Origin of the sequence: Sphingopyxis sp. SE2 (assembly GCF_032227185.1) — a bacterium.
In the GTDB taxonomy this organism is placed as follows: domain Bacteria; phylum Pseudomonadota; class Alphaproteobacteria; order Sphingomonadales; family Sphingomonadaceae; genus Sphingopyxis.
The window spans coordinates 565,173-587,064 of record NZ_JAPMXW010000001.1 but is presented as its reverse complement, the minus strand read 5'-3'; the positions used below and the strand labels follow the sequence as shown (position 1 = coordinate 587,064).

Sequence of the window (21,892 nt, the reverse complement as noted above, 5' to 3'; positions counted from 1 at the left end):
TCTGTCACACGCGCCGCGTATCAGGGGGCGGGACCGGCATGGTCCCGCCCCTTTTCGCACAAGGAGCCCATGTGATGAGCGAACTGGTACGCGAAATCGTCGAAGTGAACGCCGGGATCGACGGCGACGAGGAAAATCCGCTGCTGGTGGTCGAAGCCGAAGGCCTCGCCCCCACCGCGGGCTGGACCAATGTCCGGCTCGACCCCCATGTCTACATCACTCCGCCCGACGACGGCGTGCAGGATTTCGACCTCGTCGGCGACCGCCCTGCTGAGGCCGCCGAGGTACTGAGCGAGGTCGAGGCCGGATGGGAAGGCCCGCTCGAGGATTGGGTTATCGGCGTGCGCGTCCACGCGGTCGACAATCTGATCGAGGACGAGGTCTACGAACCGTGGGACGAGGACGACGAGAGCGAAGCCGCCTGAGGCCCGCTCCGCAACCATCCCCTGCACTACGCCGGGCCGCGAGTTTCTTCGCGGCCCGGCGACATTTTTCGGTTCATCGCAGAGCCAGCCAAAGCGGCCTAGCTTCCCTTGCATTCAAGGGAGGATCCTCATGCGCAGCCTGCTACTCGCTCTCGCCCTTACGTCCACGCCCGCGCTGGCCCAAGCCAATCCGCAGATCGACTATCCGGGTTTTCAGACGCTCACCGCCAGCGTCGCCCCCGAACGCGCGCAGCGCCTCATCGCCTTCGACGCCTTCAAGGCCGCGGCCGCGAAGCCCGGCACCCTGCTCCTCGACGCGCGTTCGAAGGACGCCTTCCAGCGCGGCCACATCAAGGGCGCGGTCAACCTCCCCCTCACCGATTTCACCGCCGAGAGCCTCGCCGCGGTGATCGGCGCCGACCCGAACCGCCCCATCCTCATCTATTGCAACAATAATTTCTCGAACCACAAAAGCCCCGTGCCGCTCAAATCGGCGCCGCTCGCGCTCAATATCCAGACCTTCATCAACCTCGTCGGCTATGGCTATCCGAACGTCCACGAACTCGCCGACGTCGTCGATTTCAACGATCCCAAGGTCGAATGGGTGACGGGCTGACTGAGGCACGCACCCCAAACCAACCTCGTCATCCCGGCGAAGGCCGGGATCTCGACCTGTCGCAAGAACGCACCGGTGAGATCCCGGCCTTCGCCGGGATGACGGATGGGGGAAGACCACGCAATTTTCGCATTCCCCCCTTGCATCCGGCGACATTTTGCATCACTAGGGCGGCCATGCGCGGCAACGCCCTTCTTCTTCTGCGACTTACACGCCCTTGGGCGTGACACTGGCTGCGCGCTAGTCGCGGCCACCCGCTCAAGGGTCCGATCGACAAGCACTCGCAACCACCAGAAGAAGTTTGAACCCCATGACCATGCTCCGCGACCCCTCGGTCAAGTACAGCGCCTTCCCGCAGGTTCCGCTCACGAACCGCGAATGGCCCGGCCGCGTCACCACCAAGGCGCCGATCTGGCTTTCCACCGACATGCGCGACGGCAATCAGGCGCTGATCGACCCGATGGATGCGGAGAAAAAGGCACGCTTTTTCGACCTGCTCGTCCGCATCGGCCTGAAAGAGATCGAAGTCGGCTTCCCCAGCGCCGGCGCGACCGAATATGACTTCATCTCGGGCCTCGTCCAGCAGGGCCGCATCCCCGACGACGTCACCCCGCAGGTGCTCACCCAAAGCCGCGCCGACCTCATCCGCACCAGCTTCGACAGCCTCGAAGGCGCCAAAACCGCGATCGTCCACGTCTATAACGCGGTCAGCCCCGCGTGGCGCAAGATCGTCTTCGGCATGGAGATGGACGAGATCAAGGGCATCGCGATCGAGGGCGCAAAGCAGCTCCGCGACAATGCCGCGCGCTTGCCCGGCACCGACTGGCGCTTCGAATACAGCCCCGAAACCTTCTCGACCGCCGAACTCGATTTCAGCATCGCCTGCTGCGAGGCGGTGATGGACATCCTGCAACCGACGGCGGACAAGCCGATCATCCTCAACCTCCCCGCGACGGTCGAGGCTTCGACGGCGAACATCTACGCCGACCAGATCGAATATTTCTGCAAGAACCTCCCCAATCGCGACCGTGCGATCATATCCTTGCACACCCACAACGACCGCGGCACCGGCGTCGCGGCGGCCGAGCTCGGCCTGCTCGCGGGCGCCGACCGCGTCGAGGGCTGCCTGTTCGGCAATGGCGAGCGCACCGGCAACACCTGCCTCGTCACCATCGCGCTCAACATGTACACGCAGGGCGTCGACCCGCAGCTCGACTTCTCGAACATCGACGAGGTCATCCAGACGGTCGAATATTGCAACAACCTGCCCGTCCACCCGCGCCACCCCTATGGCGGCGAGCTCGTCTACACCGCCTTCTCGGGCAGCCATCAGGACGCGATCAAGAAAGGCTTCGCCGCGCGCGAGCGCCAGAATGATCAGCGCTGGGAAGTCCCCTACCTCCCCATCGACCCCGCCGACCTCGGCCGCAGCTACGAAGCGGTGATCCGCGTCAACAGCCAGTCGGGCAAGGGCGGCGTCGCCTGGGTGCTCGAACAGGACAAGGGCCTGAAACTGCCCAAGAAGATGCAGGCGAGCTTCAGCCATGTCGTGCAGGCACTCGCCGACCAGACGAGCCGCGAACTTGGCGCCGAGGATATCTGGCACGCGTTCGAGGGCCAGTATCTGGCGACCGAAGCCAAGCGCTTCCAGCTCGTCGACTGGTCGGAGACGCATGCGCCGTCCTCAAGCCCCTCCCCTTCAGGGGAGGGGTTGGGGTGGGGTCCATCGGGACAGAACCGCCCCAACCCCGACCGCATCTTCGCAGGCAAACTCCTGATCGACGGCACACCGCGCAGCGTCAGCGGCCGTGGCAATGGGCTGATGTCGAGCGTCATCGCAGCGCTCGCCGAGTCAGGAGGTCCGCTGATGGACATTGTCGACTATAGCGAGCACGCGATCGGCCAGGGCAGCAACGTGCAGGCCGCGGCCTATGTAGAATGCCGCACGGCGGACGGGAAGAGCCTGTTTGGATGCGGGCTGGATACGGACGTGGCGACGGCGAGCGTGCGGGCGATCCTCAGCGCGGCGAATGGGGCCGCCCCGGACTAAGTTGCAAGGCGACATATAGCCACCAGCCGCCGGCCTTGCTAACGTCCAATTCAACCGACTGGGAGCTTGGTAGCGTTCATGACCGACGTAGTATGGGGAACTAACGAGAAGCCGGTTACGAGCCAGCGTCTCGCGACATTGATTGAGCAGAATTTCCCCGGCGATGGTCTATTGTACGTTGGATATCCTGTTTTGGCGGGCGCTGACGATGTAAGCTCCGTTGATGACCTTTGGGTGAGTCCTCAAAAGGGTGTTGTCATGTTTCAGCTTCTCGAAGGAGCGGAAGCAGAGGGCTTCGAGGCCAAGCAGGACGACTACGCGAATAAGCTTGAAACCCGACTCCGATTGCACGCTCCGCTGATGGCGGGCAGAACTCTGTTAGCATCCCCTCGGGTCGTCACGTTTGCCCCCATTGCAGGCAAGGATGTTGTTGATGGTGGCTATCCAATAGCTTCAAATGAGCAAAATCTGCTCGCCATCCTCAACGCCATCCACTGGGACAATCCCGAACTATTCGGACTAACGCACTCAGTCATCCAATCGATCTCGTCAATCAGGAAGGGCGGTCGCCGAAGGCGACCGATCAAGGAGAATTCGCGAGGTGCAATCCTAAAATCCTTGGAGGATTCGATTGCAAATCTTGATTCGCTGCAGAGCCGGGCCGTGATCGAAACGGTTGATCCGCCAGAAAAGGGCATCTCGGCCGGCAAGATTATGCTGGAGGACCTTCCAGCAGAAGACCTAGCTGAACTACGTCGTTTGCTGAACGGCTGACCATTGTCGCCTACATGCACATTAGGCTCTCCGAAATATAGCCTTTCCTACATTTCACCCATATGGTTCATTCTGTCGGTTTCACCCAACCGAAAGGACGAATCGATGGACGACTCCCCGCACGATCCCGCGCATATCCCCGCTCCCGGCAGCTATCACTGGACGCCGCGGCTCCAGCGCGAGTTTCTGGAGGCTTTCGCCACCAACGGGTCGGTGAAGATTTCCGCGGCCAAGGTCGGCATGTCGCCGTCCGCCGTCTATCAGCTCAAACAGCGGCCCGAGGGCGCGGCGTTCCGGCTCGGCTGTGCCGCGGCGCTGCTGATCGCGCGCGGGCGGCTCGTCGACGAGCCGCCCGCGCGCGATCTGGGGGCATGACGAGGTCACCACCGTGATGCGCGAGGAGGACCGCAGCCTCTATAAACGCCGCCGCATCGACAGCCGCCTTGGCCTCGCGATGCTCGCGCGGCTCGACCGCATGGTCGAAACGCGCGCTAAAGCGGGCGAGGAGATGCTCGCGCAGACCATCGCCGGCGACTGGCCGGGCTTCCTGTCGCTCTTCGGCGCCGCCGAAGCCGCAAGCGGCAGGGCCGAAGCCGCGCGCACCGCCGCCACCGACGCCGCATCCGAAGAGGCGCCCGAAGGCACCGCCGAAACCGCGCCCGCACGCGCGACCGAAGGCATGGCCGCCGCGCTCGCGCTCTGGCTCGCCGGCAGCGACAACCGCGCCAACCCCCTCGCCTCGCTCTGGCGCGGCACCGCAATCGCGAATGAAGTTGCGCGGATTTCCGCCGATTGCGACGAAGAACCCGAAACCGAACCGACCCCCGAGGAAGAGGCGGCCGCGATGACCGTCTGGCACGACGAGGAGCAGGGCGAATGGCGCACCAACTTCCCCCCGCCCGACGACTTTACCGGCATCGAGGAGGGCGTCTTCGGCGATCCCGATTACGAACGCACGCTCGACGTCGACGAGGAGGCGCTGATCGAGGAGGCGCACGCCGCCTTCGTCGAACCGCTGCGCATCGCCGGCGAAGCCGCCCGCCGCGCCTTCTTCGGCATCCCCCGGCCCGCCAACGATCCGGCGCAGGAGTGCGGCGCAAAGGCGCGGAAAAGCGGGAGCGTCTAGCTCCTCCCTGTCGCGAAGCGATGGGGAGGTGGCAGCCGCAAGGCGGCTGACGGAGGGGCAAAGGATCGGGTTCACGCGGAGACGCGGAGACGCGGAGGAGATCGTGCTGGGCCGAATGGCCCTTCATCGCTGCCGCGGTCAGGCTTGACGCGACGTGCGGGAAGGGAGCCGCTTCGCGGCAAGCGCCATCTCTCCGCGTCTCCGCGTCTCCGCGTGAACCCGAAAGGCCTCTGCGCCTCTGCGCGCAAATTCCGTCTTTCCGCAGAGTGAGGAGAGGGCCTCCAAATCCGCCAACCTTGACTTTTTCAGGAAAACCGCCATATTCGCGAAGCTATCGTCGCCTGCGACGGAAATTTACGGCCCTTCGGGGTACTATCTTCCCTTCACATGCTACCAGCTCCGCCGGTGCTTTTGCCGGTGGATTCCCGTTTCTCGTGAAAGGAAACACCTCATGCCGATCGGCACCGTAAAATTCTTCAACGCCGACAAGGGCTATGGCTTCATCGAAAATGAAGACGGCTCGGGCGACAGCTTCGTCCACATCACCGCGGTCCAGGCCGCGGGCATGGACACGCTCAACAAGGAGCAGCGCGTCTCCTACGAACTCGAAACCGGCCGCAACGGCAAGGTCTCGGCGATCAACCTCCAGTCGGCCTGATTATTGGCCAAAGAGGAGCTGATGACCTTCGAGGGGCAGATCGACGAGATCCTGCCCGATGGGCGCTTCGGCGTCGTCCTCGAAAATGGTCATCGGGTGATCGTCTATACGGCAGGCCGGATGCGGCGTTTCCGCATCCGGTCGGTCGTCGGCGATGCCGTGCGCGTCGAAATGACGCCCTATGACCTGACCAAGGGCCGCCTCGTCTACCGCGAACGCGGCGGCGGGCCGGTCGCCCCGAGCCAGCGCAAGAGGCGCGGGCTCTGAACGAAGAAGACCGGCGAACCGCGCCGGCTTCCAACAAGCAAAACACTCGAAATCAAAGATAAAGATGATGACACTATTCAATAACAACAATGCAATTTTCCCCGCTCTGCCCGCGCTGTCGCTGGCCGGCAAGGCGATGACGGCGACCCCGCCGCGCCGCCGCCGCCCGACGCTGTCGCGCCGCGAGCTTAGGCGCCTGATCGCCGATATGGTCGATTGATCGACCCGAACCTTTAAAGGAGCAGCCATGTCGGCCACGATCGAATTCTATGTCGCACAGGCCGAAAAATGCACCGCGGAGGCCGAGGCCTCGGCGCTGACGCAGGTCCGCGACCGCAATTTGCGCGCCGCGGCGGCGTGGCAGGCGATGGCCGACAAGCTGCTCCACACCGAAAAGCTGCGCGCCGAAAAGAACGCCGCGATGGCGGCGGCACACGGCGGTTGACGCGAGGCGCGGCGGCGCGTCATGGCTTGGTCATGTTCACGCCCCGCCCCTTCACTCACCGTATCGCCACCCCCGCCGACCTCGAAGCGCTGCGCGCCGTGATGGCGCTCGCCATCGCCGAGCTGCAGAAAGGCTTTCTCGGCCCCGAACAGATCGCCGCGAGCCACGCGGTGATGGGCCTCGATACCCAGCTCATCGCCGACGGCACCTATTTCATCGTCGAGGAAGAAGGCCGGATCGCCGGCTGCGGCGGCTGGTCGCACCGCGCGACGCTCTATGGCGGCGATCACAGCAAGGATCTCCGCAACCCCGCCCCGCTCGACCCCGCCACCGACGCGGCGCGCATCCGCGCCATGTACACCCACCCCGATTTCGCCCGCCGCGGCGTCGGCCGCCTTGTCATGTCGCTGTGCGAGGATGCGGCGCGCGCCGCGGGCTTCCGCCGCGCCGAAATGATGGCGACGCTGTCGGGCGAGCCGCTCTACCGCGCCTGCGGCTACACCCCCATCGAACAGGTCGCAGCTCCCGGCCCGGGCGGCGTCGCCGTGCCGCTGGTCCGCATGGGAAAGGCGCTCGATTGATCGCTACGGGGAACCGAAAGGCCGATGCGACGTTTTCGCCGTTCAGCCCGGGTTATGGTCGATCGTGGCACGATCGGCCATGCCAAGGAAAGGATCAAAGATGCGCAAGACCCTTATCGCCGCCATGATGGCGGCCGTCGCCCTTCCCGCCGCGCCGGCGCTCGCCGACCCGCCGCCTTGGGCCCCCGCGCACGGAAAACGCGCCAAACAGGCCGCCATCTACGACAATTATGGCCGCTATTATGAGCCGCGCCGGCTCGATCGCGGCTCGCGGATCTGGCGCGGCGACGATGGCCGCTACCACTGCCGCCGCGACAACGGGACGACCGGGCTGATCATCGGCGGCGCCGTCGGCGCGCTCGTCGGGCGCGAACTCGACGGCGGTCGCGACCGAACGGTGGGCACGATTATCGGTGCCGCCGGCGGCGCGCTGCTGGGGCGCGCGATCGATCGCGGCGAGCTTCGCTGCCGCTGATGGCAAGCCGCATGCGGGCGGGTCAGTCGACGACCCAATAATCGGCCGCCCCGCCCGGTTCGTACCCACGGCGGCAAATCACCTCGTCCCCGCTCGACAATTCGGCCCATTCGCCGATCGGCTCGCGCTCCATCATCGCCAGCGCCGCGGCGACATCCTCGGCCTCGAACGCCACGCGCTTCTCCATACCGAACCAGGCATCGCGATAACGCAGGAGGAAAGGCGTCAGGATACGCGCTTTGGCGGCGGTTTCGGGGCGCGGCAGACAGTCGCAATCGCTGTCCTTTTGGCCGCTGATGGCGTGGGGGAATTTCATGGGGAGAGCCTTCGGTGGGGGAAACGAAGGGGGCGGTCGCATCGGCCTGTTCGGCCATGACCGCCGCCGGGGCGAAATTGGGTCGGCGACGCATCTCCTTTTGGGCGCACAAGCGTGACCGGATCATCGCGCAAGCCGCGACGAGTCCCGAAAAAGATATTTTATTTCATTGCCATATAGCGCGCGCTCGCCCGTCTTTCCCTTCGACGAGCGGCGCGTTCGAATCGACAAACGACTTGACGGTTATCCGTCATCCCGGCTGGCGCGGCGGCGGCGCCACAGGATCAGCCCCGCGACCCCCAGCCCGAACAGGCCGACCATCCCCGGCTCGGGCACCGGCACCGCGCCGCCGGTAGATCCCCCGCCGCTGGGCGCCCCGCCCCCGGTCGAGCTGTCGCCGCCGGTCGACGTGCCGCCCGAAGGCGGGGTCACATAGCCCCCCTTGAAGATCCCGACGTGCATCTCGCCATTCTGCTTGAGGTTGCCGAAAACCCCCGATCCCTGGATGTAATTGCGCGTCTCGGCATGGGCGAGCGGCGCAAGCACCGACCCGCCCCAGGCGGTGGTCAGCTTGAGTTCCTCGGCATCGGGAAAGTTCCAGATCACCCGTTCGCCAAGATTGTTGGTGCCGCCGAGGAAATTGTCGTTGAGATTGACCGATCGGCCGCGGAGGAGGATTCGAGATTGCCGAGCACGACGAGATTCCATTCGCGCAGCGCGTCGATGCCGGTGATCGACTTGCTCTGCGCAAGCGCCGGGACTGTCAGCGCGGTCGCGGCAAGCGCGGCGGAAACCAGAGTGCGGGTTGGAAAGGCCACGAGTTTGATTCCATATTCGAAGAGGAGAGCGCCGGCGCCCATAGGCGGTTCGTCATCCGCCCTACACCGAAGTGCGGTGGACCGTTGTCCCGTTACGGAACAGCGGCCGATTCTCGGCGAAAGACCGTTGGAAATCTGCGGCGGGCGTCGTCAATCGATCGACAGGAAAGCGGTCACCGTCAACCGCCCCCTAATCGGATCGGCCGGCAGCGGGTTGGCGGCCGAAATCGCGCCGCTGTGCAGGTTCCAGCTGCGATAGAGCAGCGCGCGATTGTAACGCGCCGGCTTAGCCCGGATGCGTTCGAACAACGGCGTATCGCCCAGCATATATCCGGGCGGCGGGACCCCGCCGTGGCGCATCTCGGTATCGAGGTGGCGGAAGAAGATATCGCGCCGCGCGGCATTCACCGTCTCGAATCCCGTCGCACGATGACGAAAGAAGGCGGTCCCGTCGCCGCCTTCGGGCGAGAGATAATGGACGAGCGCGATGCGATCCTTGGTGAAGGCGTCGACATGCGGCAGGCGCTGCGGGATCGTCAGTTCGCCGGGCGGGGTCGACACGATCGAAAAGCTCGCATCGACGACGCGTAGCGCGCCCCGCCGTTCGAAGGCGGCCGCCGCGGCCTCGGCGATAAGCGGGAGCTGCGTCGACAGATAGGCCTCGGGCAGCGCCGCGCGCACTCCCGGATAATGGTTGAGCGCCAGGGCAAAGTCCGCAGCCGCCGCGAAATCGCGCAGGGCGTCGGGATCGGGCGCGAAATCGTCGAGCACGACGAGCGGCTGCCCCTCGGTGCCGATCGTCTCGATGCGCATCTCCGTCATTCGCTACACGCCGCCGCGCGTTCCAGCAGGAAATCGCGCTCGCGCTCATTTCCCGTCAGCGCGGCCGCCGCTTCGAATGCGGCCCGCGCCTCGTCGCGGCGACCGGCACGAAGCAGGAAATCGCCCCGTGCGGCGGGAAGCGGCGCATAGTTTCGCAGCATCGCCGCGTCGGCGATATCGTCGACCAGCCGTAATCCCGCCTCGGGGCCGAACGCCATGCTGTGCGCGACCGCGCGGTTGAGTTCGACCACGGGCGACGGCATCACCTGCCCCAGCCGGTCATAGAGCGCGGCGATACGCCGCCAGTCGGTCGCCTCCGCCGACCGTGCGCGGGCATGGCACGCAGCAAGCGCCGCCTGCAACGCATAGGGACCGTCGGCACCGCCCAACGCCTCGGCGCGGTTCAGCGCATTCAACCCGCGCCGGATCAGCAGCTGGTCCCAGCGCGCGCGGTTCTGCTCGGTCAGCGGCACGAAACGCCCGTCGGGCCCGGCGCGCGCCGTCAGCCGCGATGCCTGGATCTCGACCAGCGCGAGCAATCCCAGCACCTCGGGCTGTTCGGGCATCAACCCGGCGAGGATACGCGCCAGCCGCTGCGCTTCGGCGCAGAGCGGCGGGCGGACGAGCGAGGGCCCCGCGGTCGCGGCATAGCCTTCGTTGAAGATCAGATAGACGACCTCGAGCACCGAGCCGAGCCGCGCCGCCAGTTCGGCGCCGCGGGGCACTTCGAACGCGACACCTGCCTTGGCGATCGCTTTCTTCGCCCGCGTGATCCGCGCTGCGATCGTTGCCTCGTTCGACAGGAAGGCGCGCGCGATTTCCTCGACGGTCAGCCCGCCCACGAGCCGCAGCGTCAGCGCGGCGCGAGCCTCGGGCGAAATCACGGGGTGGCAGGCGGCGAAGATCAGCCCGAGCAACTCATCGCCCAGCGGATCGTCGAGCGCCGCTTCGGCGGCTTCCACGCGCATATCCTGTTCCTCGTCGAGTTCGCGGCCGATTTCGGCCTGTTTTCGCGAGCGCATCGCGTCGTGCCGGACGCCGTCGATCAGGCGCCGCTTCGCCGCGGCGGTCAGCCAGGCGCCCGGCCGGTCGGGCACACCGCTCTTCGGCCATTCGGTGAGCGCGATCAGCAGCGCTTCCTGCGCCAGCTCTTCCGCGCGGTCGACATCGCGCGCCATCCGAGCCAGCGAGGCGACCAGCCGCGCCCGCTCGATCCGGAATATCGCCTCGATCGCCCGATGGGCCTCGTCCTTCGCCATGCCTGCCTTCTCGGGCAAGGGAGCCGGGGAGGCAAGCATGGCGGCCGGCATTGATTATTGGCCGCTGAGCCTGTCGCGCAGCTGTTGCTCGCGCTCGGCCAGTTCGGGGGTCAGCGCGTCGCCGAAATCCTCCATTTCATAAAAGGGGCGGATTTCGAGTTCGCTCGGTCCCGGCATCGGGTTGGGGCAGCGTTTCGCCCACGCGACCGCTTCGTCCATATCCTTGACCTCCCAAACCCAATAGCCGGCGACCAGCTCGCGCGTCTCGGCGAATGGGCCGTCGATCACGGTGCGGCCCGGACCGTCGAACGCGATGCGCTTGCCGGCCGACGAGGGCTTCAGCCCGTCGCCGTCGACCATCACGCCGGCATTGACCAGTTCCTCGTTGAACTTGCCCATCGCCTCGAACATTTCGGTCATTTCCTCGGTCGGCGGCAGGCCCTTTTCGCTGTCTTCGGTCGCTTTCACGAAAACCATCACACGCATTTTCCATCTCCTTTTGATCGGGCCAACAGCGGCTCGTATCCAGACGACGAACGAGCCGCCGTCAAATCGACACGGGGCGAGAAAAAATTTTCAGGCGACCTCCGCCAGCGACTGCGGCGTCGAGAAACGCTGGCGATATTCGCCGGGCGACAAGCCGGTCAGGCGGTGAAACAATTTGCGGAACGCCGCCGCATCCTCATATCCGACGCTCCACGCGATCTGGTCGACCGTCCGCCGCGTGAACTCAAGCAGTTCGCGTGCCTTTCCGACGCGGATATGCTGGACATATTCGACCGGCGTCATGCCCGTCGCAGCCTTGAAGCGGCGCTGGAAGGTGCGCTCCTCCAACCCCGCCTCGCGCGCCATGTCGCCCACGCCGCTTACCCTTCCCTCCTTCGCCTGCAGCCAATGCTGCACCTTCAGGACCGCCTCGTCCCCATGCGTCAGCCGCGGTGCGAAGCTCGCATAATTTTTCTGTTCGCGCCCCGCCGGGTCGATCAGGAAGAAACGCGCGGTTTCCATCATCACCGTTGGGCCGAGCAATCGCTCGACGATGCGAAGTCCGAGATCGGTCCATGCCATCAGCCCGCCCGCGGTGACGATATCGCCGTCGTCGACCACCATCCGGTCGGCCTCCAGCCGCACTTCGGGAAAGCGCATCCGGAACTCCTCGGCAAAGAACCAGTGCGTCGTCGCCGGCCGCCCCGCGAGCAATCCCGTCGCGGCGAGCGCAAAGGCGCCGCCGCAATTCGATGCGAGCACGGTGCCCTGCGCGTGCCGGTCTACCAGCCAGCGTGCGTAGGGCGCGACCTCGTCGGGCTCGAGCAGCTTGTGGAGGCTCCCGGGCGCGATCAGTACCGCGGGCGAATTGCTCGCCGGCTCGTCCGGATGGCTGTCGAAACAGCGCGCGAAACCCCCGCGCTCCTGCAAGCGCCAGTGGCTCGCCCGGATCGGGCGGCGCCCATGATCGATCGCGAACCGCCCGGCAACGTCGAACAGGTCGGTAATCCCGTGGACCATGCCGATCTGGCAGTCGGGATAGAGCATCATCCCTACTTCGACGAGCGCCGGCGGCGCATCGGGCACCTTCAATCTGGGCATGGTGGCTCCTTTGTCGGAATCGGCCCGCATAATGTCGCGTCCGCCAATCCCGCGCAAGGACGCAGCAGCCTATCTCCCTCTCATCGGGGCGGACACCCCGCCCCTTCGAAACGAAAGGAATCAGGACATGACCACGATCACGACCAAGGACGGCACCAATATCTTCTTCAAGGACTGGGGTCCGAAAGACGGCCAGCCGATCGTCTTTTCGCACGGCTGGCCGCTGTCGGCCGACGCCTGGGACGCCCAGATGGTATTTTTCGCCAATCAGGGCTTCCGCACCATCGCGCACGACCGCCGCAGCCATGGCCGCTCGGATCAGGTCTGGGAAAACAACAATATGGACCAGTACGCCGATGACCTCGGCGAGTTGATCGAACAGCTGGACCTCAAAGACGTCATCCTCGTCGGCCACTCGACCGGCGGCGGCGAAGTCACTCGCTATATCGGCCGCCACGGCACCGCCCGCGTCGCCAAGGTAGCGCTGATCGGCGCGGTCCCGCCGCTGATGCTCAAGACCGAAGCCAATCCCGGCGGCCTGCCGATCGACGTCTTCGACGGCATCCGCAAGGGCACGTTCGACAACCGCCCGCAGTTCTTCAAGGACCTGACCCTGCCCTTCTACGGCTATAACCGCGACGGCGCGGCGGTCAGCGAGGCGGTGCGCGACGAATTTGTGCGTCAGGGCATGAACGGCGGCCTCAAGGGCCTGCTCGACAGCATCCGCGCCTTTTCGGAAAGCGACTTCAACGAGGACCTCAAGAAGTTCGATAAGCCCACGCTCGTCCTCCACGGGGACGACGACCAGATCGTGCCGATCGGCGCCGCGGCGCTTTCGACGGTCAAGATCGTCAAACATGCGGTGCTCAAGGTCTATGAAGGTGCCGACCACGGCCTGACCGTCACCCATCAGGACCGCTTCAACGCCGATCTCCTCGACTTCATCAACGGCTGACCGAACGGACGGGCGGCGACCCGCTCGCCGTCCGCTCCAAACAAGGAGTAACCACCATGATCCTCGGCCTCACCATCCCGCAGTTCACCGCACTCCATGTCGCGATCAGCCTGATCGGCATCGGTGCGGGCCTTATCGCCCTTCCCGCCTTCGCGCGCGGGCGCCTCCTCCGCCGCGCCACCCACATCTTCCTCTGGGCGACCTTGCTCACCAGCCTCACCGGTTTCCTCTTCCCCATCCTTGCCTTCACGCCGGCGCTCGGTACGGGAATCCTCTCGACGCTGATCCTCGTCTTCGCCTTCGCTGCCTTTTACGGCCGCAAGCTCGCCGGTCGCGCCGCCACCGTCTATGCGGTCAGCGCCACCGCCGCGCTCTACCTCAACCTCTTCGTGCTCGTCGTGCAGTCCTTCCTCAAGGTCCCCGCGCTCAACGCGCTCGCCCCGAGCGGCACCGAAGCTCCGTTTGCCGCCGCGCAGGGCGCGCTCCTCGTCGCCGCGATCCTCTTCGGATATGTCGCGGTCAGGGCCAGCCGGCGCCCGATCGCAGTCTGATCGGCCCCGAAAGGATCAAGGGCGGCCAGGCGGCCGCCCTTGGTGCGTCAGGCCCACAGCGCGTTGAGCGCGATCACGATCGCGACCTCGGTGAAATTTCCCAGCCCATGCGCGACGATCGGCGCCAGCAGGCTCCGCGACCGCTCCATCAGCCAGACATAGATCAGCCCCCAGGCCAAGGCGTAAATCTGCTGCGCCATCGCCTGATAGAAGGGATCGACGGTAAAGGATTTCCAGTGCGCCAGCCCGAACATCAGCGCGACGAGATAGGCGGCGACGGGCAGGTCGAACGACCCGATCCGCAGCCGTCCGGGCACGAGTACGACCAGCATTCCGACGAGCAGCCCGCGAAAGATCGTCTCTTCCGCCAGCCCCGTCGTGATCATTCCGAGCAGATATCCCGCCGAATCGAGCGGCGCCTTCGAATAGTCCATGTTCGGCGGCGTCTGCGCGGCGAGCGCAGGCCAGTAATCGGCGACGAGCATCACCAGCCCCATCCCGATGCCGATCAACGCGGCGATCCCGACATAGCTCGCGCCCGGCGGCCAGCGCAGATGCGGGTCGGCCGCAGGCAGCAACCGGCGCATGACAAGGATCGCGGCCAGCCCGAGCAGCGCCTGGAATGCGATCGCCAGGAGCAGGAAAACCGAGATATAGCCGTCCCAGAGCGGCGCGCCGGCAAAATAGATTTCGCGGGCGGTGACGCGGCCAAGCTCGAGTATGGCCTGCATCAGCACCGCGGCGAGCAGAATCGGCCACAGTCGGAAGCGGAAACCGGAAAGCGCCACAAACGGGCGCGGCGAAGCGGGAGAGAGGCTTGTCATACGACCGGCCTAACGTCGTTGCGCCTCACATTTCTTGAAAAAATGTGACCTGTGGCAATTATCGATCGCTGGTTGCCGCACGATCCTCCCTGTGGCGAAGCCATGGGGAGGTGGCAGTCCGAAGGGCTGACGGAGGGGCTGTGGCGCACCGTCGCGACCCCTCCACCACCGCTTCGCGGCGGTCCCCCTTCCCACTGCTGCGCGGCAGGGAGGATTTACACGCCCGCTCCCCATCCCAATGCCGCCACGCCCTCAACCCACCGCCATCCGCCATCGCCGCGGCGACAGCCCGGTCACCTTCGTCACCGCGCGCGTCATATGCGCCTGATCGGCATAGCCCGCCTCGATCGCGACCCCGGCAAGGCTGTCCTTGCTCTCCACGATCATCCGCCACGCGCGCTTCGCCTGGCAATCGGCGCGATAGGCGGCGGGCGGCACGCCATAGAGCGTCTCGAAACAGCGCGAGACATGTTCGCGCGACCGGCCGCGCGCCGCCGCCCATTCGCCGATCCGCGGCGGCGCGGAGGTCCGCAGCGCCGCCGACAATTGGTCGGGCAAATCCCCCTCTTCACCGGCGGTCACCGGCACGACTTCGCCGAGCAGCGCGGTCACCGCCGCGACCGGATCGCGTTCGGCCAGCCGGACAATCCGGTCGGGATCGGCGATCCGCGCGCGCGCCGGCCATTCGCGCCCGTCGAACGGCAGCGGCAGGTCGAGCACCATCGTCCGCTTCGCCGAAATCCGGTCGCGGTGCGCCGAAAAAGGCCCGTGAAGCAGCACCTCGCCCGCCTGCGCGGCGATCCGTCCGGCATCGCCTGCTTCCTCATAGGCGCCCGCCAGCACGACCGTCGCATAGGGTTCGCAGTGGCGGTGGCGCGCAATGTCGGTCGCGGGGGGCAAGAGGCTGGGCTGGAGCAACTGCATCGCCCGATAATGTCGCGCCCCGCGGCCCGCCGCAACCGATGCCGGACCAACCCCCGTCTCCACTCGATGGACAGCGGGGGTAGGCACAAGTTAGGAAGTCCGTCCGCAAGAATTCGAGGAGCGATCACCGTGGACACACCCCCCTTCAGCCTTCGCGCGATCGACCATGTGGTTCTGCGCGTCGTCGACGTGGGCCGCATGGTGGCCTTTTACCGCGAGGTTATCGGCTGCACCGACGAACGCACCCAAGCCGAAATCGGACTTTATCAATTGCGCGCGGGCGGCTCGCTGATCGACCTCGTCACCGTCGACGGCAAGCTGGGCGCGATGGGCGGTGCGGCGCCGGGTGCCGAAGGCCGCAACGTCGACCATTTCGCGATCACGATAACCCCCTTCGACGACGCGGCGATCCGCGCCCACCTCGACCGCCACGGCGTCGCCGTCGAGCAGTCGGGCCCGCGTTACGGCGCCGAAGGCGAGGGCCCGTCGATCTACATCGCCGACCCCGAAGGCAATATCGTCGAGCTCAAGGGTCCCGCCTTCGACTAGGGTCAGGACCGTAGCATCTTGCGCAACCTTCCGTTTACGTTAAGGTCAGTTGCAATTGGCAACCGGAGAGACTGATTCATGGCCCTTCCCCCGATTTTCGACCGCCTGCGCCTGCCCGTCATCGGCTCGCCGCTGTTCATCGTCTCGGGCCCCGATCTCGTCATCGCGCAATGCAAGGCGGGCATCGTCGGCAGTTTCCCCGCATTGAATGCGCGGCCGCAGTCGCTGCTCGACGAATGGCTCCACCGGATCACCGAGGAACTCGCCGCGTGGGACCGCGACAATCCCGACCGCCTCTCGGCGCCCTATGCGGTCAATCAGATCGTCCATAAATCGAACGACCGGCTCGAACAGGACATCGCGACCTGCGCCAAATGGAAGGTGCCGATCACGATCACCTCCTTGGGCGCGCGCGAGGAACTCAATCAGGCGGTCCATAGCTGGGGCGGCATCACGCTCCACGACGTGATCGACGATCGCTTCGCGCGCAAGGCGGTCGAAAAGGGCGCCGACGGCCTGATTCCCGTCGCGGCGGGCGCGGGCGGCCACGCCGGGCGCCAGTCCCCTTTCGCCCTCGTGCAGGAAATCCGCGAATGGTTCGACGGCCCCGTAGCCCTGTCGGGCGCGATCGGCCATGGCCGCTCGATCCTTGCCGCGCAGGCGTGCGGCGCCGACCTCGCCTATATCGGCAGCGCCTTCATCGCGACCGTCGAAGCCAATGCCGAGGACGGCTACAAAAACGGCATCGTCGAGGGCCGGGCTGCGGATATCGTCTATTCGAACCTCTTCACCGGCGTCCACGGCAATTATCTCCGCCAGTCGATCGTCTCGGCGGGCATGGACCCCGACAATCTGCCCGAAGGCGATTTGAAGACGATGAACTTCGGTTCGGGAGGCAATACCAAGGCAAAAGCGTGGAAGGATATCTGGGGCTCGGGCCAGGGAATCGGCCCCGTCACCGCAGTGCGCCCGGTGGCCGAATATGTCGCCGAGCTCGAAGCGCAATATCTCGCCGCCCGCCGCGAACTCGAAGCGAAGGTGCGGCTTTAAGCCCAACATAGCCCGGCCAGACGGCAACGGCGGCTTTGGGGTGGTGAGCTGTCGTCCAGATCCTCCCCTTTGCGCAGCAATGGGGAGGTGGCAGCCCGCAGGGCTGACGGAGGGGTCGACGCCGTCAGGCGTCGGTGCAAGGCCAGACCCCTCCACCACCGCTTCGCGGAGTGTAGGGTTGGATTGCCCCCGGCAATCCAAGTCCAGTCCGGGGGACTGGACGACCCAACACTCCCCCTCCCCAGCGCTTCGCGATGGGGAGGATCGAGCGGCAGCTTCCGGTCGAAAGCCGCCGCCTATTCCCCGAACAACCGCTCGATCGCTTCGTCCAGATAGGGGCGGTCGACGAACAGCCGCATCGGATCGCGCCGGTTGAGCCAGAATCCCGCTCCATGCCCGTCGGTCAGCGCGCGCCGGGTCGTGTCCTGCAGCAACCTCAGACGCATAACGGCGGCGCGACGCGCAGCGCGGATGTCGGCCGCCGCCTGCAGCGCGAAATGCACCCTGATCCTTTCGACCCGTGCGGTAACGACATCGCTGTAACCGCAATGCGGCCCCCGATGCAGGGCATGACCCGATCGCAGCGCCGCCGGCTCGCAAGCCGGCAGCACCAGCCCGTTGCCCGCGAAATTCTGAAGCCCGAACCCCTCGTCGCGGAGGTGATCGAACATCACCAGCATCTGCGGGCGTCGCAGCAGGGCGATCGGGATCAGGTGATGACGCTGAAATCCGGACAGCGGCGGCGGCGCCCCATGCCAGCCGCGCCCGATCAACCGTCGCGGCCGAATTCGACGATCACCGTCGATCTTTGGCTCGCGCCATCCATAGGCGGCAACAGGTCGATCCACTCGCCGGCATCCAGCCCGCGCATCGTCCGCGCGGTCCGGACCGGACCGTTGAGCATCATGTCGAGCGCGAGCCGCGACAGGCGCCGTACCATTTCGGCGACCGTCCAGCCGTCCGGAATGCGCGCTTCGAGTTCCTGGTCCGCAAAGAGCGCCAACCCGCGCGTCGCCATGATCCCGCCGTCGCCCGTATCGCGTCGGCGAAATGCGACGAGATGCAGCACCGGCGGCATCCCGCTGACCAGCATTTCGGCGATCGAGGCACGGAACTGCGGCGCATCGGACCAGAGCCGCGCGGGCGACCAGAAGAGATGGCTGGCATCGAACAGGTCGATCAGCAGCAACATCATCTTGAAGAATTCGCGCATCCGCGTCGTCTGCGACGGCGATGCGCCGCGATCGTTTTCAGAAATGAAAATCCAGCAGTCCCGGCTCTCGCGCCATCCGCGCGGCAGGCTGGCGGCGAGCAGGCTCGTCGACGGATGATCGGGATCGGCCAGATCGAGCGCCGCGCCCGCCGCCGGGCCGGCGAGCACCGACACCGCCCCGAACGTCAAGCGAAAACATGGTGCCGTGATCCGCGCTTCGAGATCGGCGCCGACATCGCGAACCCGCACGGGCTGCAACCCCATATGCCGAAGCGATGTTTCGATCGCGTCGTCCGATGCGCCGCGCATCGCAGGGCCGAGAATCAGTGCGAAGGGTTCCGGCGGAACCGGCAGGATCAACGCATCGCGGTCATCGACATCCATCTGTTGCGCGCCCTTCATGGGTTCGCGGCTTGCATCGCAAGACCGATCCGAATGTTCAAACGCTTATCGACGCATGTCGGAAAGTTAATCGGACGGCCCATGCTCCGCCGGCGGCGTCAGATCGCGACCTGGCTGCCCAACTCGACGACGCGGTTCGTCGGCAGGCGGAAATATTCCATCGCGCTTTCCGAGTTGCGGAGCATCCAGGCGAACAGCTTTTCGCGCCAGATCGGCATTCCCGGCTTGCTCGCCGCGATCAACGTCTGTCGCGAGAGGAAAAAGCTCGTTTCGAGCATCTTGAACTCGCCGCCGCAGCTCGTCACGCGTTTGAGCGCGTCGGGCACGTCGATCGGCTGCATGAAGCCGTAGTTCAGGATCAGCCGGTGGAACCCCTGCCCCAGATCGTCGAGCGCGCATTTATTCTCCTCGCGCACATAGGGCACGTCGGCGATCTTGATCGTCAACAGGATGATGCGCTCGTGCAGCACCTTGTTATGCTTCAGATTGTGGAGCAGCGCGTGCGGCACGCCGTCGCTGCTCGACGTCATGAACACCGCGGTCCCGGGAACGCGCGTCGCGCTGTTCGCCGCCGATTTCACGAACACCGGGATCGGCATCGCGCCTTCGGCCATTTCCTGCTGCATCAGCTTGCGCCCCCGCGACCAGGTCGTGAGCATGGTGAAGATCGTCAGGCCGATCGCCAGCGGCACCCAGCCGCCGTCGGGCACCTTGACCAGATTCGCGCCGAAATAGGCGATGTCGACGATGAAGAAGATCGCGAGGATCGGCAGCGCCTTCCACGCCGGCCACTTCCACAAGGTGAAGAGCACGACGCTCATCAGGCAGGTGTCGATGAACATCGCGCCGGTCACCGCGATGCCATAGGCGGCGGCGAGGTTGCTCGACGATCCGAAGCCGAGGACGAGCAGGGTTACCATCACCATCAGCCCCCAATTGACCATCGGGATATAGATCTGCCCCGCAGCAGAGGCGCTGGTGTGTTCGACGCGCAGCCGCGGCATGAAGCCCAATTGGATCGCCTGCTGCGTCAGCGAAAAGGCACCCGAAATCACCGCCTGGCTCGCGATGATCGTCGCGAGGATCGCGAGGATGACGACAGGAATCTGCCACGCGTCGGGCATCATCTGGAAAAAGGGATCGGCGATCAGGTCGCCGCGCGGCCCCATTTCGGCATCGAGCACCATCGCGCCCTGCCCCATATAGTTGAGCATCAGCGCGGGCAGGACGAAGGCCAGCCAGCTCAGTCCGATCGGCCCGCGCCCGAAATGCCCCATGTCGGCATAGAGCGCCTCGGCCCCCGTCACTGCGAGCACGACCGCGCCCAGCGCGATGAAGGCGGTGAAACCGTCGACGTAGAAGAAACGCAGCGCGTTCATCGGGTTCAGCGTTTCGAGGATGATCCCCGGATGATCGACGATATGGATGAGCCCGAGGATCGCGAGCATCGTGAAATAGGCGAGCATGATCGGCCCGAACAGCATTCCGACCTTCGCCGTCCCGCGCGACTGGATCGCGAACAGCCCGATCAGGATCGCGAGCGCGATCGGCACGATATAGGGCTCGAACCCCTTGTTGACGTAGCTCAAGCCCTCGGTCGCCGAGAGCACCGACATCGCCGGCGTGATCATGCTGTCGCCATAGAAAAGCGCGGTAGCAAAGACGCCGAGCAGGATGATCGGCCACGTCCAGCGTTTTTCGCCCGACGAACGGCTGATCAATGCAAGCAAGGCGAGGCTGCCGCCCTCGCCCTTGTTGTCGGCGCGCATGATCGTCATGACATATTTGAACGTCACGACGAGCATCATCGACCAGAAAACGAGGCTGAGGACGCCATAGATGTGCAGCCGGTCGGCCTCGATCGGGTGATGCCCGGCAAAGGTTTCGCGAAAGGCGTAGAGCGGGCTGGTGCCGATGTCGCCGAACACGACCCCGATCGCGCCGACGGCCAGCTTCAGCTTGCCATCGCCATGATGTCCATGGCCGTGATGGCCGGTATCGGCGGCAGCCTCGATGGCGCTTTGCGCGCCTTCGGCCGCCTGTTGCGACTCAGCAGTCATGGCGCGCCTTTAGACGAGCCTGCGCTTTTGGAACAGGTTTCAATTTGGGACGCCCCCCGCTGGCGCAGCGGCTGGAGTTTCGCCAGAGGTTTCAGGGGGAAGCTGCGGGCCCAGCGCCTGCCTCAGCTGCGCCAGCCGCATCTCGAGATCTCTTCGCCACGGCGCATCGACGGGGCTGCGCGCGAGCAGCCCGCTCCACACCGCCTCGGCGCCCTTGAGGTCGCCGCCCTGCGCGAGCGCGAGTCCCGCAAAAAAGGGCGGCGCCGGATGCGACGGGTCGCGCTTCGCCGCCTCGTCGAACGCGAGCGCCGCCGCCGGCGACATCATTCCGCCGCCATGCGCCGCGAGCGCGTTGCCCAGCCCGACCCACAGGTCGACATTGTCGGGATATTTCTCGAGCCCCTTTTCAAGCGTCTTCGCCGCGAGCTCAGTCTTCCCCGTGCGCGCGAAACCGTCGGACATGCCGAGCCACTGCGCGGCGGGTCCGAAACGTTCGGACATGCCTTGCCGCTGGTCGGTGATCGCCTCGCCAAAGCCTTCGGGCTCTTCGGGCGCCGCGACGGGCTTGCCCGGCAACGCCGGACTCCCCTGCAGCGCATAGCCCGCGAGCCCCAGCATCACCGCCGCCGCCGCGAGCGGCCGCGCCGCCGCGGGCAGCCGGCCGAGCCAGAAAATACCGCCGATCGTCAGCATCGCGGCCAGGATGACCAAAAGCCAGATCATGCGCCGTCCTCCGCATCGTCCTTGCCGCGCCGGAACCGCCCGAACGCCAGCCATCCGCCGATCGCAAGAAACAGGAGCGGCCCCAGCCACAGCAGCGCCGTCGCGCCGTCGAACGGCGGGTCGTAACTCACCCAATTGCCATAGCGTGCGACGAGCCAGGCCTTGATCTCGTCCGGGCTCTCGCCCGCCGCAATCTTGCTCCGCACCTCGTGCCGCATGTCCCCCGCGAGCGGCGCGTCCGAATCGGCGATCGACTGCCCCTGACAGACGAGGCAGCGCAATTCCTCCATCAACGCCTTGGCGCGCGCTTCCTTGGCCGGATCGTTCAGCTGCTGATAGGCATAGGGCGCCGGCGGCAACCGGTCCTGCGCCGCCAGCGGCAGCGTCAGCGCGCCAAGCAGACAGAGCAGGATCAGCCGCAG

General features: G+C 65.8%; 28 protein-coding genes and 1 pseudogene. 16 read left to right on the top strand and 13 right to left on the bottom strand.

The annotated features are described in order from the left end of the window. Positions 1-74: 74 nt before the first annotated feature. The 12 genes from OVY29_RS02625 (at position 75) to OVY29_RS02570 (ending at position 7,417) form a co-directional block, all read left to right on the top strand. Positions 75-425 carry a hypothetical protein gene (locus OVY29_RS02625; protein WP_313910801.1) on the top strand — a complete coding sequence of 117 codons (351 nt, stop codon included), beginning with the start codon at positions 75-77 and terminating at the stop codon, positions 423-425. Positions 426-555: 130 nt separating this feature from the next. Continuing rightward, entirely contained in the window at positions 556-1,041 is a 486-nt protein-coding gene (locus tag OVY29_RS02620) for a rhodanese-like domain-containing protein (RefSeq protein WP_313910800.1), read from the top strand. Between the two features lie 310 nt (positions 1,042-1,351). Then, positions 1,352-3,091, top strand: a complete 1,740-nt coding sequence (gene leuA, locus OVY29_RS02615; RefSeq protein WP_313910799.1) for a 2-isopropylmalate synthase — start codon at positions 1,352-1,354, stop codon at positions 3,089-3,091. 78 nt (positions 3,092-3,169) lie between these two features. After that, entirely contained in the window at positions 3,170-3,865 is a 696-nt protein-coding gene (locus OVY29_RS02610) for a hypothetical protein (protein ID WP_313910798.1), read from the top strand. A 105-nt stretch (positions 3,866-3,970) separates the two neighbouring features. Beyond that, a complete protein-coding gene (locus OVY29_RS02605; RefSeq protein ID WP_313910797.1) occupies positions 3,971-4,240 on the top strand; it encodes a helix-turn-helix domain-containing protein in 270 nt (89 codons plus the stop codon). A gap of 13 nt (positions 4,241-4,253) precedes the next feature. Further along, a complete protein-coding gene (locus OVY29_RS02600) occupies positions 4,254-4,991 on the top strand; it encodes a hypothetical protein (protein ID WP_313910796.1) in 738 nt (245 codons plus the stop codon). Positions 4,992-5,442: 451 nt separating this feature from the next. Next, positions 5,443-5,649: a cold-shock protein gene (locus OVY29_RS02595; RefSeq protein ID WP_037554756.1), complete on the top strand. Its 207-nt coding sequence runs from the start codon at positions 5,443-5,445 to the stop codon at positions 5,647-5,649. Positions 5,650-5,652: 3 nt separating this feature from the next. After that, positions 5,653-5,916 carry a translation initiation factor IF-1 gene (infA, locus tag OVY29_RS02590; RefSeq protein WP_313910795.1) on the top strand — a complete coding sequence of 88 codons (264 nt, stop codon included), beginning with the start codon at positions 5,653-5,655 and terminating at the stop codon, positions 5,914-5,916. A 64-nt stretch (positions 5,917-5,980) separates the two neighbouring features. Further along, positions 5,981-6,136, top strand: a complete 156-nt coding sequence (locus OVY29_RS02585; protein WP_161786538.1) for a hypothetical protein — start codon at positions 5,981-5,983, stop codon at positions 6,134-6,136. 27 nt (positions 6,137-6,163) lie between these two features. Continuing rightward, positions 6,164-6,361 (top strand): hypothetical protein, encoded by a 198-nt coding sequence (locus OVY29_RS02580; RefSeq protein ID WP_037554754.1) that lies wholly within the window; start codon positions 6,164-6,166, stop codon positions 6,359-6,361. Positions 6,362-6,393: 32 nt separating this feature from the next. Then, entirely contained in the window at positions 6,394-6,942 is a 549-nt protein-coding gene (locus OVY29_RS02575) for a GNAT family N-acetyltransferase (protein ID WP_313910794.1), read from the top strand. Between the two features lie 100 nt (positions 6,943-7,042). Further along, positions 7,043-7,417, top strand: a complete 375-nt coding sequence (locus tag OVY29_RS02570; RefSeq protein ID WP_295324828.1) for a glycine zipper 2TM domain-containing protein — start codon at positions 7,043-7,045, stop codon at positions 7,415-7,417. Between the two features lie 22 nt (positions 7,418-7,439). Here the strand turns inward: OVY29_RS02570 and OVY29_RS02565 are convergent, their stop codons facing one another. From OVY29_RS02565 to OVY29_RS02540, 6 genes and pseudogenes are all read right to left on the bottom strand, one after another. After that, positions 7,440-7,733 (bottom strand): hypothetical protein, encoded by a 294-nt coding sequence (locus tag OVY29_RS02565; RefSeq protein WP_313910793.1) that lies wholly within the window; start codon positions 7,731-7,733, stop codon positions 7,440-7,442. Positions 7,734-7,976: 243 nt separating this feature from the next. Continuing rightward, the gene (locus tag OVY29_RS02560; protein WP_313910792.1) at positions 7,977-8,441 is read right to left on the bottom strand and encodes a choice-of-anchor A family protein; all 465 of its coding nucleotides are present in this window, start codon (positions 8,439-8,441) and stop codon (positions 7,977-7,979) included. 260 nt (positions 8,442-8,701) lie between these two features. Continuing rightward, positions 8,702-9,373: a DUF6445 family protein gene (locus OVY29_RS02555; RefSeq protein ID WP_313910791.1), complete on the bottom strand. Its 672-nt coding sequence runs from the start codon at positions 9,371-9,373 to the stop codon at positions 8,702-8,704. Further along, positions 9,370-10,632: an RNA polymerase sigma factor gene (locus OVY29_RS02550; RefSeq protein WP_313910790.1), complete on the bottom strand. Its 1,263-nt coding sequence runs from the start codon at positions 10,630-10,632 to the stop codon at positions 9,370-9,372. The genes OVY29_RS02555 and OVY29_RS02550 overlap by 4 nt, the downstream gene beginning before the upstream one ends. 126 nt (positions 10,633-10,758) lie before the next feature. Continuing rightward, positions 10,759-11,118 (bottom strand): annotated as a pseudogene (locus OVY29_RS02545) (YciI family protein); the annotation flags it as partial. A gap of 90 nt (positions 11,119-11,208) precedes the next feature. Beyond that, positions 11,209-12,219 carry a GlxA family transcriptional regulator gene (locus tag OVY29_RS02540; protein ID WP_037554816.1) on the bottom strand — a complete coding sequence of 337 codons (1,011 nt, stop codon included), beginning with the start codon at positions 12,217-12,219 and terminating at the stop codon, positions 11,209-11,211. Positions 12,220-12,346: 127 nt separating this feature from the next. On the opposite strand from OVY29_RS02540, the gene OVY29_RS02535 reads away from it, so the two are divergent. Together OVY29_RS02535 and OVY29_RS02530 are read left to right on the top strand one after the other, a co-directional pair. Next, on the top strand, positions 12,347-13,174 hold the full coding sequence (locus OVY29_RS02535) for an alpha/beta fold hydrolase (protein ID WP_037554748.1): 828 nt from the start codon (positions 12,347-12,349) through the stop codon (positions 13,172-13,174). A gap of 56 nt (positions 13,175-13,230) precedes the next feature. After that, entirely contained in the window at positions 13,231-13,725 is a 495-nt protein-coding gene (locus OVY29_RS02530) for a hypothetical protein (RefSeq protein ID WP_313910789.1), read from the top strand. Between the two features lie 47 nt (positions 13,726-13,772). Here the strand turns inward: OVY29_RS02530 and OVY29_RS02525 are convergent, their stop codons facing one another. Next, positions 13,773-14,549, bottom strand: coding sequence for a CPBP family intramembrane glutamic endopeptidase (locus tag OVY29_RS02525; RefSeq protein WP_313910788.1), 777 nt, complete (start codon positions 14,547-14,549; stop codon positions 13,773-13,775). Positions 14,550-14,801: 252 nt separating this feature from the next. Beyond that, positions 14,802-15,467: a helix-turn-helix domain-containing protein gene (locus tag OVY29_RS02520; protein ID WP_313910787.1), complete on the bottom strand. Its 666-nt coding sequence runs from the start codon at positions 15,465-15,467 to the stop codon at positions 14,802-14,804. Between the two features lie 135 nt (positions 15,468-15,602). Here OVY29_RS02520 and OVY29_RS02515 point away from each other — a divergent pair, with 135 nt between their 5' ends. Both OVY29_RS02515 and OVY29_RS02510 read left to right on the top strand, forming a co-directional pair. Then, a complete protein-coding gene (locus OVY29_RS02515) occupies positions 15,603-16,022 on the top strand; it encodes a VOC family protein (protein WP_313910786.1) in 420 nt (139 codons plus the stop codon). A gap of 78 nt (positions 16,023-16,100) precedes the next feature. Continuing rightward, the gene (locus tag OVY29_RS02510; RefSeq protein ID WP_313910785.1) at positions 16,101-17,072 is read left to right on the top strand and encodes a nitronate monooxygenase family protein; all 972 of its coding nucleotides are present in this window, start codon (positions 16,101-16,103) and stop codon (positions 17,070-17,072) included. Positions 17,073-17,368: 296 nt separating this feature from the next. On the opposite strand, the gene OVY29_RS02505 is transcribed toward OVY29_RS02510, so the two are convergent. The 5 genes from OVY29_RS02505 to OVY29_RS02485 form a co-directional block, all read right to left on the bottom strand. Continuing rightward, positions 17,369-17,920 (bottom strand): AHH domain-containing protein, encoded by a 552-nt coding sequence (locus OVY29_RS02505; protein ID WP_313910784.1) that lies wholly within the window; start codon positions 17,918-17,920, stop codon positions 17,369-17,371. Then, the gene (locus OVY29_RS02500; protein ID WP_313910783.1) at positions 17,842-18,687 is read right to left on the bottom strand and encodes a hypothetical protein; all 846 of its coding nucleotides are present in this window, start codon (positions 18,685-18,687) and stop codon (positions 17,842-17,844) included. The genes OVY29_RS02505 and OVY29_RS02500 overlap by 79 nt, the downstream gene beginning before the upstream one ends. A 98-nt stretch (positions 18,688-18,785) precedes the next feature. Next, positions 18,786-20,747 carry a potassium transporter Kup gene (locus tag OVY29_RS02495; protein ID WP_052182146.1) on the bottom strand — a complete coding sequence of 654 codons (1,962 nt, stop codon included), beginning with the start codon at positions 20,745-20,747 and terminating at the stop codon, positions 18,786-18,788. A gap of 39 nt (positions 20,748-20,786) precedes the next feature. After that, positions 20,787-21,470: a tetratricopeptide repeat protein gene (locus OVY29_RS02490; protein ID WP_313910782.1), complete on the bottom strand. Its 684-nt coding sequence runs from the start codon at positions 21,468-21,470 to the stop codon at positions 20,787-20,789. Beyond that, positions 21,467-21,892 carry a cytochrome c-type biogenesis protein gene (locus tag OVY29_RS02485; protein WP_409581472.1) on the bottom strand — a complete coding sequence of 142 codons (426 nt, stop codon included), beginning with the start codon at positions 21,890-21,892 and terminating at the stop codon, positions 21,467-21,469. The genes OVY29_RS02490 and OVY29_RS02485 overlap by 4 nt, the downstream gene beginning before the upstream one ends.